We start from the raw sequence: 12,128 nt of genomic DNA on the forward strand, positions 1-12,128 counted from the left end.
GAAGACAAGGGACACGCATGGAAGACGACCAGACCAAAAAAAACCACCCCCGAAGGGGTGGTTGAAGACACGTCCAATTGAAGGACAGAGGCTCAATAGAGCTCTTCTTCGGCGTGGGTCTTGATGGTGCAGTCGCTGGTGGGGTAGGCGACGCAGGTCAGTACGAAACCAGCTTCGATCTGGTCGTCGTCCAGGAAGCTCTGGTCGGACTGGTCGACGGTGCCAGCGGTGATCTTGCCGGCGCAGGTGGAGCAAGCGCCAGCGCGGCAGGAGTAGGGGAGGTCGATGCCCTGCTCTTCAGCAGCGTCGAGGATGTACTGGTCGTCGGGCACTTCGATGGTCTTGTTCAGACCTTCGCTCTCGGAGACCAGGGTGACCTTGTAGGAAGCCATGATTGATGAATGCGTACAGGGTTCCGGAAAACCCGGTCCTGCAGAACGCCACATTTTTACTTCAAATAGGTGCTCAACCTGACGATTCCGGGGCCACTGGGGAGGAGGACCAATCGGAGACCCCACTCTGATAAGCCTGGCTTATAGGGCTAGGTCTAGTGGCGGCGGATCTCCAGCAGCCCCCAGCGGCCCTGTGCCGCCTCGGCGGTGACCAACCAGCCCAAGCCCCCGAGAACCTCCTTCAGGCGCGGCGCCTGATCCACCAGAAGCCCACTGAGCAGAGCGCGCCCATCGGGCTGAAGCAGCCCCTCAAACCCCGGGGAGAGGGCTTCGATCACCGGAGCCAGGATGTTGCAGAGCAGCAGATCAGCGCGACGGGGCGCGAGCAGCTCGCTCAGGGTCTCCACAGAACCAAGAGCCACCTGAAGCTGAGCCTCCGATCGGTCGTTGAGGCCGCGGTTGTCCGTTGTGGCACGCACCGCCAAGGAATCGGTGTCAGCGGCCACCACCGACTCCGCCCCCAGACCCAGCGCAGCGAGGCCCAGCACCCCGCTGCCGCAGCCCAGATCGGCCACAAGCGCCCCCTGCGGAGGCGACTGTTCCAAGGCCTCCAGGCAGAGCCGGGTGGTGGGGTGACTTCCGGTGCCGAAGGCACTGCCGGGGTCCATCTTGATCACCAGCCGATCGGCATGCTCTGGCGGGACCTCCAGCCAGGCCGGCAGGATCAACAGCCCCGTACCGACAGGATCGGCCTGCCAATGCTGTTTCCAGCTGAGGCTCCAATCCTCGTCGGCCACATCGTCCCAGTGCCCATCGGGCAGGCTGAGGCCAAAGGGCTCCGCCAGCGGCTGCAGGCTGGCGACCAGCTCCCGCCGCTGCGGCTCTGGCCACTCCGGCTTCGGGAGCCAGACCAACAGCGTCTTGCGATCAGGCGTTTCGGGCGCATGCTGCACCGCATGGCGATGCAGCCCCAGATCCGTCAGTTTCCACACCAGCGATTCCTCCAGCTCCGGAGGACACGGGAGTGTGAGACGCCACCACATCAGAGCGTGACCGGGTGTGCTTCCTGGATGCCATCGATGGCCGTGATCGTCTGCAGCAGATCTGCTGGGATCGGATCATCGATGCTGAGCACCATCACCGCATCGCCGCGCACGATTTTGCGGCCCACCTGCATGGAGGCGATGTTGACGTTGTGTTCGCCCAGCAGAGAGCCCAGGTGACCAATGATTCCGGGCATATCCCGGTGACGGGTGAACAGCATGTGGCTGCTGGGGGTCACATTGACAGGGAAGGCATCGATGCTGGTGATGCGCAGATCGCCATCGGCAAAGACGGCACCGGTGACGCTGCGGCTGCCCTGATCACCACGGGTGGTGATTTGCAATGAGCCTCCGGCGAAGTCGCGGCTGCTCTCATCCTTCACCTCCAGCACCTGAATGCCGCGGGCCTTGGCCTCGAGCGAGGCATTCACGAAGTTGATGCTGTCACCCAGGCCAGCGCTGAGCAGACCCTTCAGGGCAGCAATCACCAGAGGCTGGGAGGGATGGCTGGCGAATTCACCTTGCAGGCGCAGTTCCATCTCCTTCACATGACCGCCCGCCAGCTGACTGACGAGCAGACCGACCGTCTCGGCGAGCTGGAGATGGGGCTTGAGCCGCTCCATGATCTCGGCGCTGAGGCCGGGAATGTTGACCGCACTGCGGGCCGGCAGACCCAGCAGCACATCACGGATCTGCTCCGCCACATCGATCGCCACATTCTCCTGGGCCTCTTCCGTCGATGCACCGAGGTGGGGCGTCAGCACCAGACCACGCTCCACCGCCCGCAGGGGGGAATCCTCCGCCAGGGGCTCACTGGCGTACACATCCAGGCCCGCACCGGCGATCACACCGTTGTTGATGGCTTCAGCGATCGCCGCCTCATCCACCACGCCGCCGCGGGCACAGTTCACGATCCGCGCTGTGGGCTTCATCGTGCGCAGCAGCTCCGCATTCACCAGGTTCTCGGTGTCCTTGGTGCGCGGGATGTGCAGGGTGACGTAGTCGGCGGTGCGGAACAGCTCATCCAGCTCCAGCAGCTTCACCTGCATCCGTTGAGCCCGGTCAGCAGCAATGAAGGGGTCGTAGGCGATCACATCCATGCCCATGGCCTGGGCAACCCGGGCGACGTGGGATCCGATCTTGCCGAGACCGACCACCCCCAGAGTCTTCTTGTAGAGCTCGTTGCCGACGTATTTCTTGCGGTCCCACTTGCCGGCCCGCATGCCGCCATGGGCCTGAGGGATGTGCCGCGAGAGGGTCAGCATCATCGCCAGAGCGTGCTCCGCTGCAGCGATGGTGTTGCCCTCCGGCGAGTTCACCACGAGCACACCCCGCTGGGTGGCCGCAGGCACATCAACGTTGTCGACGCCGACGCCGGCGCGGCCGATGATCTTGAGACGGCTCGCCGCCGCGATCACCGCTGCGGTCACCTGGGTGCCGGAACGGATCATCAATCCGTCGTACTCACCGATGATCCCGATCAGCTCCTCCTCCGAGAGGCCGGTGCGCTGATCCACCTGCGCCACTTGGCCAAGGATGTCGATCCCGGCCTGGTCGATCGGATCGGAAACAAGAACTTTCGTCATCGAAAGGCGCAGAACTGCCGCGGTGAACTGTAGAGATCGACATCCTCCACCCCCTCCAGTTCGAAGCACAGGGTTCAGAATTCAGCGCATTGGATCTGAATGCCCCATGCCCGTCTGTGTGATGGTGATGGCCGATGCCCCTGCGGCGGAAGGCCTGACCCAGCGGCTCCGGGACACCGATCTGCCGCTGCTGAAGTGTCTGACCATCCCCCCAGATGGGGATGCCATCGACAAGGTTGCCCTGCTGAACCCCAACCTCACTCGCCAACAGCGGCAACGGGGCATGGCCCGCTGGCTGATGCCATTCGGGTTCCTGGCAGGGGTCACCTTCACCAAGATCACCACCCTCACCACCTTCGCCAGCTTTGGCCCCTGGGGTGAAACCCTGATCGGCGGCCTGCTGGGCATGGGCTCCGGCCTGATGGGGAGCTACGCCGCAGCCGCCAGCGTGGATTCAGACAACGATGCAGGCGTGCGGATCCTGCGCAACCGCCGCGACGAAGGACGCTGGCTGGTGCTGCTGGAAACACCCAATGGCATCGAGGCCCCCTGGCAGGTGATTCAAAAGTCGCGGCCGCAGCAGGTGGTTCGCCTCGACGACCTGTGATGCTGCCCCGGGAGGAGCTGCTGGAGGGGGCCCAGAACCCGGAAGGGCTGACGGTGCTGGTCGATCTCGCGGAGCAGGTGTTGCGCACCTGGCAACCGGCCTGGAGTCCCTTCCTCAGCGCACCGCTGCGGGAAGAAGCCTTGGCACGCCTGGGCAGCCTCAGTGAATTGGTCTGGATCAGTGATGGCGGCTATCCAGGCGCCGAACGCCAACGGCTGCTCTGCCACCGTCGCGACGACAGCCCCGATCCAGCAGCCCCGGTTCAAGGCCTGCTGATTGAAGGCAATTTCCTCTTCGACCCCCTCTCCCCCGAGGACTTGCGCGAAGCGCTGCAGACCATGGGCGTCGACGCCGACAACATCGGCGATCTCTGGGTGCGCGGCGATCGCGGCGGGCAAGGGGTCTGCACCCCCAGTGCTGCCGAAGCCCTGCATGGCCGCCTGGGGGCCGTGCGCGAGGTGGAGATTCGCTGCGAATCCCGTCCTGTCGAGCAGTTGCAGCAGCCTTTGCAACGCAGCGTCCGCACCCTGCAGACAGTGGAGGCCTCCTGTCGCCTGGATGCGATTGCATCGGCTGGATTCGGGCTGTCCCGAGCCAAGATCGTGACCCACGTCAAAGCTGGGCGCCTTCGGCTCAACTGGGGCAACGTGCGTCAAGCCAGCCGTGAACTGGTGGTGGGCGACCGGCTGCAACTGCAGGATCGCGGCTCGGTGGAGGTGCTCTCGCTCACGCGCACCAAACGGGAGCGGTGGCGCGTTGAACTGCGCCGCAGTTGAGTTGAGCTGCCCACCAGCTGCTACTGTTCAGCCTCGGTCAAGGAAATCACAAGATTTCAAATTGATCGATGTCGGGCGATTAGCTCAGGGGTAGAGCACTACATTGACATTGTAGGAGTCACTGGTTCAAATCCAGTATCGCCCACTTTCCCTGTCGGGACTGCGTTTTCGAACTTCAGACCTCGCGATGACACGCACGATTGTCGTTGGGTTGGGTCGCTCAGGTTTGGGAGCTGCGCGTCTGCTCAAGCAGCAGAATCGCGATGTAGTTGTGTTCGAACGGGGCGATAACGAAGCCCTCCAACACACATCGAAACCCCTCGCCGAGGAGGGCATTCAAGTGGTGCTGGGGCAGCCCCTGACCCTGGAGAGCTTTGACGCCTGGCGCGACAACCTGGACGCTGTGGTGATCGGCCCCGGCATCCCCTGGGATCATCCAACCCTGGCTGAGCTGCGATCCGAGGGCATCCAGGTGCGCGGCGAGATTGATCTGGCCTGGGATGCCCTTCAGCAGATCCCCTGGATCGGCATCACAGGAACCAACGGCAAAACCACGGTCACCCATCTGCTCAGCCACGTGTTGGAGGCCTCAGGCCTCACGGCACCGATGGGGGGGAACATGGGCCTCTCCGCCGCTGAACTGGCCTGCCAGATCGGCTCAGGGGCCATACCGCGGCCGGATTGGCTCGTGATGGAACTGAGCAGCTACCAGATTGAGGCGGCGCCCGCCGTGGCCCCCAAGATCGGCATCTGGACCACGCTGACCCCAGACCATCTCGAACGCCACGGCAGCCTGGAGGCCTACCGGGCTATCAAACGCGGGCTGCTTGAACGCTCGGAGTGCGCTCTGTTTAATGCCGATGATCCAGACCTGCGCCAGCAACGCAGCAGCTGGGACAGCGGCACCTGGGTGAGCAGTGAGGGCGCGCGTCCGGACAACCAGCCCGCCGACCTCTGGATTGATAACGAGGGCATGGTGCGCAACACCACCACCCGCTTGTTTGCGGCTGATGCCCTGGCGATGCCGGGCTGCCACAACCGCCAAAACCTGTTGCTGGTGACCGCTGCCGCCCTCAAGGTCGGCCTCTCCCCCCAGCAAATCGCCGACGCCTTGCGCACATTTCCGGGCGTACCGCACCGGCTTGAGCAACTGGGCACGTTGGCAGGAGCCAGCGTGTTCAACGACAGCAAAGCCACCAATTACGACGCAGCCGAGGTTGGCTTGCGGGCCGTGCAGGGGCCCGTCGTGGTGCTGGCCGGGGGGCAGACCAAACAGGGCGATGCCAGTGGCTGGCTCGAGCAGCTGCACACCAAGGCCTGCAGCCTGATCCTGTTCGGTGCGGGGGCCGATGAGCTGGCCAGCCTGGCCAAAACGGCTGGATACCCCGGCGAACTGCTGCAGTGCCCGGAGCTCGAGAGCGCTGTAAACCTGGCTGAAACGGCCGTACAGCGGCATCAAGCCTCATCGCTGCTGCTGTCACCGGCCTGCGCCAGCTTTGATCAATACAGGGATTTCGAGGCCAGAGGAGACCACTTCCGCACCCTGATCACCCCCCTGCTGGACGTCGCCTGAGACCAAACGAACGCAATGGGATGCATCTGGGCCTAACGGTCCGATGATGGTGTGAAACAAGCCTTGCGACGTGGCCTTCTGGTTGATGAAAAGCGAACCCGACGCCTACGGGATCGATGATCTGCGGCGCGAGGGCACCACGCTGTGGGACGGCATTCGCAACTACCAGGCCCGCAATTTCATGCGCAGCATGGAGGTGGGAGACCAAGCATTTTTTTATCACTCCAATTGCAAGCCCCCCGGGATCATCGGGCTGATGGAAGTGATGGAGACCGGCCTGGTGGACCCCACGCAATTTGATCCCACGGCCAAGTACTACGACCCCAAATCAAGCCCCGAGAAACCACGCTGGGACTGCGCACGCCTGCGATTCCTCGGCGAATTCGACGCCCTGCTCAGCCTCGACCAGCTGCGGGAGCTCTACAGCGAAGAGCAGCTGCCCGTGATCAAACGCGGCAACAGGCTCTCGATCCTTCCGGTCCCCACCGATACCGCCAACGACCTCCTTTCGCGGCTTGGCCAGCTCCACTGAGATCCCACTGGTCACGCTGCTGCCAAGGGCCTGGATCGGCTTCAGCCGGGGGCCCTGGCGCTGTGTTGGCTTGGCGGCGCTGGTGTTGATCAGTGCCAGCGGCCCTGCGGTGATCGGCCACGACCTGCGCCTGGCGGGATCCCCATGGCTCAATCGGCTGGGGGACCTCTCGGTGTTGATCAGCCTGGTGCTTCCGCTGCTGCCTCTCCTGGGCCTGCTGCAACTGACGGATGGCCTGCTCCCCGACCGACGCGACGACCGCCCCCAACAGAGCTGGAGACAGTTGCTGCGCCAGGCCTTCACCCTGGTGCTGCTTGAGCTGGTGCTGGTGCTGGGGGGCGTCGGATTGATTCAGTCGTTGAGCTGGGCGCTCGGACGCTGGAGCACGGCCTTGGCAGGTCTGAGCGTGCTGCTGGGGGGAGTGGTGCTGTTGAGCTGGCTGTTCAGCCAAACCCTTGCCCTGCCCCTGCTCGTGCACGAGCGCTGCCGAGCTCTTCAGGCGATGGACCACAGCCGACAGCTGGTGCACCGCAATGGACTCAAGGTGCTGGCGCTGCTGGGGATGCTGCTCGGCCTCAATCTTCTGGGGCTGATCGGGGCCACCCTGGGGCTGCTGCTCAGCCTCCCCTTCAGCGCCCTGGTGCTGATGGCCTGCTGCCGGCCTCAGACCCCATTGATCAGCGATTCCCGGCGGAACATATTTCCGACGTAAACCCGGGTGATCTCCCGAGATGCTTGGCCGTTCTGCACCAGGAAGCCGGCAAGCGCCGCCTGAACCAAACGGTATTGATCCCAGTTCGGATGTCCTTCGATGAACTGGGTCATGGCCTGCTGGAGGGGCTGCGGCACTTCCGATTGGAAACTCACAACACTGGTCTCAGCCGCGGCTTGCTCAAGGCCTTCCGGCATCTTTTCTCTTCGAAACGAACACTAGTTCTCCACACCACGGCGCCGCCGTCAAGAACCCCCAACACAGGGCCATTCTCACGAATCTCCAAGCGAGATCCCTGCCAGAAAGCCACTCCTGCACTGGTCGAAGCGCCGGCCTAGACGGAACTGCGCAGCCCGCCGCCATCGTCAAGCAAAAACAACGACAAACGGGGGATTTCCACAGAAACTAGCCAGGGCGGCGCTAACGGCCCATGGCCTGTGGAAAAACTGTGCAGAGCGACAGGGAAAGGGCGGGGGAAATCAATGACTCAAAAACGATTAGCTGGATTAATCAATGCTGCGAGTCCCACAACGTTCTCAAGGCCGCTACGGCCGCCGCCGCCGCTGGGGCCGGCCACTCCCCCTGCGCCGCACGTCCCTCCAACGGGGTGAGCAGGATGCGCAACTCCCATTGGCTGCGATCACCGCTCAAGCATCCCCACCACACGCCACGATCCAGCTCCAGCTCGATCGATTCCTCGGGCATCAGTTGGTCAACCAGGCCCCTGTGCTGCTGCTCCAGGGTTGCCACGAGATCCACCAGATCCCGCCACTCCGGCTCGGTCAACTCAAACGCCCAGCGTTCTCCCCCCACAAGAACGCAGTACTCGCCGCGGGAGGGGTCGTGCGACACCCGCCATCCGTCCCCCTCCTGCTGAATCACAGCCGATGGATCAACCAGGCAGCAGATCGGGCTGGTCTTGCTCGTCGCTCAATTCCACGATGGCCCGTTGCACCGGCTTGACGCTGGACTCCTCCAGCAGACCGTCAAAGTCGTCGAAGCGGCGCTGCTTGGCCCGGAAGGCGATCCGCACCGTCGTCAGATAGCGGTTACTTGATTGACGAATCAAGCTTTCGCCACGCTTGGCGAGATCTTTGGAATCCACTCCGGCCGAAAGCACAGGCTTCTTGATCAAACAAGTTCAGATTAATTGGTGACCGTCTCAGGCCAGCTGATCGGTGTGAAAGGGCACGTGCATGGGGTAAGCCCGCTGACGGGAGCCTGGAACCCGCAACACGATCTGGCGCCCCATCCCCAAAGCCGCCAGGGGCAAGCGCAGATCAGCGACCAAACCACTCAATTCCTCGAGATGCGCATCATCGATGCACTCGATGCGGATGCTGCCCCAGCTGCGACGCATGCGACAGCTCCGCAGCGGCTCCAGCCTGTCCTGCAGTTCAGGATCTTCCCGGTAGAAGGAGAAGATCAGCTGTTGCAATCGATCCATCGCCGCCAGTCCCCCTAGTCTCATCCTGACTTCACCGTGCCCTGAGCACGGTCAGAGATCGCGTGGGCGAAGAAAAGCTTCAGCATTCAGACCAACGGGGCGGAACACTCGCCATCGATTTGGGCAGCACCACCACGGTGGTGGCCTATCAGGGAGCGACATCCACAACAGCCGATCTGCTGAACCTGCCGGCCATCTGCAGCCGGGCTGGTGAAATTCCCAGCCTGGTGTGGGAGGCATCCCAACGCCCCCTGATTGGCCGGCAGGTGCTCGAGTCAGGCCTCAATGACTCCGTTGACAGCCGTCTGCATCGCGACTTCAAGGGCCACATCGGTCAAGCGGATTCCCCAGAACAGGACGCAGCCCGCTGGGCAGGAGAACAGCTGCTTCAACAGATCTGGAGCCGGCTCCCCAGCGATCTCCCAGTGGAGCGGCTGGTGCTGACCGCCCCAGTGGAGTGCTATCGGGCCTATCGCAGTTGGTTGCTGGAGGCCTGCACCACGCTGCCGGTGGCCGAGATCGCCCTGGTGGATGAACCCACGGCAGCCGCCATGGGTGCAGGGCTTCCCGCTGGTTCCACTCTGCTGGTGGTGGACCTGGGCGGAAGCACCCTGGATCTGGCCCTGGTGGCTCTGGAAGGAGGGGAAGGTCGTGCCGCACCGATCGCCCAACTGCTGCGGCTGGGGGGGCGCAGCCTCGGGGACAGCAGCCGCCAGATGCTGCGCACAGCAAAGGTTCTGGGCAAAGCGGGGCTGCGCCTCGGGGGCCGTGACATCGATCGCTGGATTGTGGACCGCTGTTGCCCGGGTCAACCCGCCAGCACCCCCCTGCTCAATGCTGCCGAACGGCTCAAATGCCGGCTGAGCGACACCGCCTTGGCCGAACGCGAGCCCCTGATGGAGTTGGCGGTGGATGAGCGGGAGCATGTGCTCCGCCTGTCGCGCAGCGAACTCAACGCGCTTCTGCTGGAGCGCGGCTTCGGAGACGCCCTCGAACAATTGCTGGAGACCTGTCTCGCCGGCGGTCGCCGCAACAACTGCAGCCTTGAAGATCTGGAGGGCGTGGTGGCCGTCGGCGGCGGTGCCCAGCTGCCCCTCCTGCGCCAGTGGCTCTCCGAGCACACGGCGCCAGCGCCCTTGCTCACCCCGCCACCGGTGGAGGCCGTGGCCCTGGGTGCGCTTCAACTCACGCCAGGGGTTGCCATTCGGGATGTGCTGCAACACGGTGTTTCCCTGCGTTTCTGGGATCAGCGCAGCAACAGCCACCGCTGGCACCCCCTCTTCGTGGCCGGTCAACCCTGGCCGAGCCCCGCCCCCCTGGAGCTAGTGCTGGCCGCCAGCCGGACCGGTCAACGCAGCTTGGAGCTGGTGCTGGGGGAGCCCATCCCCCAGGGGAGCCACAGCGTGGTCTTCATTGATGGTTTGCCGACCCTGCAGGAGCAGACCGCCGGGGAGGTCTCCCATCAGCCTTGGCCCGGCATCGAGCTGGTGCTGCCTCTGGATCCCGTCGGAGAGCAGGGCGAAGACTGCCTGCGGCTGCGCTGGAGCATTGATCAAGAAGCGCAGCTTCAGCTGGAGATCAACGATCTGCGTTCAGGTCGGACGTGGTCCCAGCCAACGCTGGGGGCTGTCCGATAAGACCGACCCATAAAGACCGTCCGATAGGACGTCCGTCCACAGGCCCTTGGAACGCGAGCCGACACTCCATAGAACAGAACCAATGTTCAGCTCCACCCTTCGTGGCGGCACCGCGTCAACTGCTGCTGCGGCTCTGGGGTGTTGGAACCCTGGGACTGGTGCTGGCGATTGCGACAGGTGCCTATTGGTGGGAACAACAACTGCCGAAGCGGCTGCAGAGCGCCCTCGATGCCAACGACTACGAGGCCTGCATCCGCACCACTGAACAACTGGCATCCCTGCGCTGGTTGGGGGAGGGGGCACCGGAAGAGCAGGCCCTCTGCCGCCAGAAGCACGCCGAGCATCTCTGGGGCCAAGGCGATCGGATCGCTGCCCTCACGCTGCAGCAGCAACTGGTCGCCTCGGGCCATGGCGACCTTGCCCTTCATCGCAAGACCCTCCAACGCTGGCACCAGGCCCTGACGGATCAGGCGATTGCTCTGTTTCGTGAGGGAGACCTGCAGCAGGCACTCGAGTTGCTGGATCCCCTGAAAGGCAGCGCGCGCAGCTCCATCAGCCAACTCAGTGCAACGCTGATGGAGATCTGGAACCGCAACCAATTGGAACAGCGTCGGCTGGTTCAACTGGTGGAGAAAGAACGCTGGTGGGAGGCCTTGGACAGCCTCAACAAACTCGACCATCCCTGGTGGCAGCAGCAGGCAAGTGCCACCCGTCAAGAGGTGGAGAGTGCTATTCAGGCCCTCGACGAGGCCCAGCAACACCAACAGCACCCAGCGATGCATGCCGACGTGATCAGCGGTGACCGGCTGGATGCCGCCGTTGAGGATCAGTTGCTCCAAGGTCTGGACCCCTGGACGGCCTTTTCGATGGGCTGCAGCGACCTTGGCGGTCGCGTCGAAGAGGACGGACCGGAAAGTTTCTGTCGACGCTCGTCCCCGAGCCCGTGACAAGATGAGCCGGTGGACGACTCAGGTGCAATGCAGGCGGGCGACAGGGTGACGGTGGAGGCATCCGTCGTTGTGTTCAACCATCCCGAACACCGGGGCCAGGCCTTTGACATGAAAGGTCAGACCGGAGAGGTGGCGAGTGTTCTCAATGATTGGAAGGGTCGGGTGATCAGCCCAACGCTTCCCGTGATCGTTGCCTTCGGCCGCTACAAGGCCCATTTCCGCGCCGACGAACTCAAGCCTGCCGGCTGAGTCGGCTCAGGAACACTCCTTCCTCACCATCGACATCCCTGAGGCGGAGCTCGATGGTTTCGCTACGTCTGGTCGGCACCACGCGGCCACAGAAATCAGGCTGAATCGGAAGCTCCCGATGGCCTCGATCCACCATGGCCAGCAACATCACCCGCTGCGGGCGCCCCCAGCTCTGCATGGCCTCCAGGGCGGCACGCACCGTCCGCCCCGTGAAGATCACATCGTCCACCAGAATCACCTGGCGGTCCTCAATGCTGGTGGGCAGAGTCGTGAGCTGGGGCAGACGGGTGCCGATGCGCTCAAGATCATCGCGATGGAACGTGGGATCAATGGCCCCCTGGGAGATGGCGTGGCCTGTTAACCGCTCCAATTCCCGCGCCAAAACCCTGGACAACTGAACGCCGCGGGTGGGGATCCCCAACAGCATCAATCGACGGCTGTCTTCGGCACTCTCCAACACCTGCGACGCCAAACGCAACAGCGTTAGACCAAGCTCACGCTCCGAGAGAATTTCGATCCGTTCAGGGTCGGCCATGGAGGATTGAGCGCTGCGGGGTGTGGGAATTGGCTGAAACTGCAGCTTGAGGGCTGGCGTGGCGTTAAGTTGATTCTGCAAGAGTCCTT

16 protein-coding genes and 1 tRNA gene are annotated in these 12,128 nt (G+C 63.6%); 9 read left to right on the forward strand and 8 right to left on the reverse strand.

Annotated elements, in window-relative coordinates; all coding sequences use genetic code 11:
- Nucleotides 1-92: 92 nt before the first annotated feature.
- From DXY35_RS02945 to serA, 3 genes are all read right to left on the reverse strand, one after another.
- Complete coding sequence (locus tag DXY35_RS02945; protein WP_006043345.1) at nt 93-392, reverse strand: ferredoxin; 300 nt, start codon at nt 390-392, stop codon at nt 93-95.
- Nucleotides 393-547: 155 nt separating this feature from the next.
- Entirely contained in the window at nt 548-1,435 is an 888-nt protein-coding gene (prmA, locus tag DXY35_RS02950; RefSeq protein ID WP_115080955.1) for a 50S ribosomal protein L11 methyltransferase, read from the reverse strand.
- A complete protein-coding gene (gene serA, locus DXY35_RS02955; protein ID WP_114989479.1) occupies nt 1,435-3,021 on the reverse strand; it encodes a phosphoglycerate dehydrogenase in 1,587 nt (528 codons plus the stop codon). Before serA ends, prmA begins: the two co-directional genes overlap by 1 nt.
- A 106-nt stretch (nt 3,022-3,127) precedes the next feature.
- On the opposite strand from serA, the gene DXY35_RS02960 reads away from it, so the two are divergent.
- The 6 genes from DXY35_RS02960 to DXY35_RS02985 all read left to right on the forward strand — a co-directional run bounded on the left by DXY35_RS02960 (nt 3,128) and on the right by DXY35_RS02985 (nt 7,221).
- Nucleotides 3,128-3,628: a hypothetical protein gene (locus DXY35_RS02960; protein ID WP_114989480.1), complete on the forward strand. Its 501-nt coding sequence runs from the start codon at nt 3,128-3,130 to the stop codon at nt 3,626-3,628.
- Entirely contained in the window at nt 3,628-4,404 is a 777-nt protein-coding gene (locus DXY35_RS02965) for a photosystem II S4 domain protein (protein WP_170950492.1), read from the forward strand. Before DXY35_RS02960 ends, DXY35_RS02965 begins: the two co-directional genes overlap by 1 nt.
- 73 nt (nt 4,405-4,477) lie before the next feature.
- Nucleotides 4,478-4,549, forward strand: a tRNA-Val gene (locus tag DXY35_RS02970).
- Between the two features lie 42 nt (nt 4,550-4,591).
- Nucleotides 4,592-5,977, forward strand: coding sequence for a UDP-N-acetylmuramoyl-L-alanine--D-glutamate ligase (gene murD, locus DXY35_RS02975; protein ID WP_115080959.1), 1,386 nt, complete (start codon nt 4,592-4,594; stop codon nt 5,975-5,977).
- Nucleotides 5,978-6,062: 85 nt separating this feature from the next.
- Nucleotides 6,063-6,509: an EVE domain-containing protein gene (locus DXY35_RS02980; RefSeq protein WP_115081082.1), complete on the forward strand. Its 447-nt coding sequence runs from the start codon at nt 6,063-6,065 to the stop codon at nt 6,507-6,509.
- The gene (locus DXY35_RS02985) at nt 6,493-7,221 is read left to right on the forward strand and encodes a hypothetical protein (RefSeq protein ID WP_186541049.1); all 729 of its coding nucleotides are present in this window, start codon (nt 6,493-6,495) and stop codon (nt 7,219-7,221) included. Before DXY35_RS02980 ends, DXY35_RS02985 begins: the two co-directional genes overlap by 17 nt.
- On the opposite strand, the gene DXY35_RS02990 is transcribed toward DXY35_RS02985, so the two are convergent.
- From DXY35_RS02990 to DXY35_RS03005, 4 genes are all read right to left on the reverse strand, one after another.
- Nucleotides 7,173-7,418: a DUF2811 domain-containing protein gene (locus DXY35_RS02990; RefSeq protein ID WP_006851681.1), complete on the reverse strand. Its 246-nt coding sequence runs from the start codon at nt 7,416-7,418 to the stop codon at nt 7,173-7,175. The genes DXY35_RS02985 and DXY35_RS02990 overlap by 49 nt on opposite strands.
- Nucleotides 7,419-7,731: 313 nt before the next feature.
- Nucleotides 7,732-8,103: a DUF1818 family protein gene (locus DXY35_RS02995; RefSeq protein ID WP_115080964.1), complete on the reverse strand. Its 372-nt coding sequence runs from the start codon at nt 8,101-8,103 to the stop codon at nt 7,732-7,734.
- 10 nt (nt 8,104-8,113) lie between these two features.
- Nucleotides 8,114-8,341: a DNA-directed RNA polymerase subunit omega gene (locus DXY35_RS03000; RefSeq protein WP_025362489.1), complete on the reverse strand. Its 228-nt coding sequence runs from the start codon at nt 8,339-8,341 to the stop codon at nt 8,114-8,116.
- A gap of 42 nt (nt 8,342-8,383) precedes the next feature.
- Nucleotides 8,384-8,668: a hypothetical protein gene (locus DXY35_RS03005; RefSeq protein ID WP_006851813.1), complete on the reverse strand. Its 285-nt coding sequence runs from the start codon at nt 8,666-8,668 to the stop codon at nt 8,384-8,386.
- Between the two features lie 62 nt (nt 8,669-8,730).
- On the opposite strand from DXY35_RS03005, the gene DXY35_RS03010 reads away from it, so the two are divergent.
- From DXY35_RS03010 to DXY35_RS03020, 3 genes are all read left to right on the forward strand, one after another.
- Nucleotides 8,731-10,305 (forward strand): Hsp70 family protein, encoded by a 1,575-nt coding sequence (locus tag DXY35_RS03010; RefSeq protein ID WP_115080966.1) that lies wholly within the window; start codon nt 8,731-8,733, stop codon nt 10,303-10,305.
- A gap of 101 nt (nt 10,306-10,406) precedes the next feature.
- A complete protein-coding gene (locus DXY35_RS03015; protein ID WP_115080968.1) occupies nt 10,407-11,252 on the forward strand; it encodes a hypothetical protein in 846 nt (281 codons plus the stop codon).
- A gap of 30 nt (nt 11,253-11,282) precedes the next feature.
- Nucleotides 11,283-11,504: a ferredoxin-thioredoxin reductase variable chain gene (locus DXY35_RS03020; protein ID WP_115080970.1), complete on the forward strand. Its 222-nt coding sequence runs from the start codon at nt 11,283-11,285 to the stop codon at nt 11,502-11,504.
- On the opposite strand, the gene pyrR is transcribed toward DXY35_RS03020, so the two are convergent.
- On the reverse strand, nt 11,488-12,039 hold the full coding sequence (gene pyrR / locus DXY35_RS03025) for a bifunctional pyr operon transcriptional regulator/uracil phosphoribosyltransferase PyrR (protein WP_115081083.1): 552 nt from the start codon (nt 12,037-12,039) through the stop codon (nt 11,488-11,490). The two genes, DXY35_RS03020 and pyrR, sit on opposite strands and share 17 nt — an antisense overlap.
- Nucleotides 12,040-12,128 lie beyond the last annotated feature (89 nt).

The sequence above is a fragment of the Synechococcus sp. N32 genome (genome assembly GCF_900473895.1).
Lineage (GTDB): Bacteria > Cyanobacteriota > Cyanobacteriia > PCC-6307 > Cyanobiaceae > Parasynechococcus.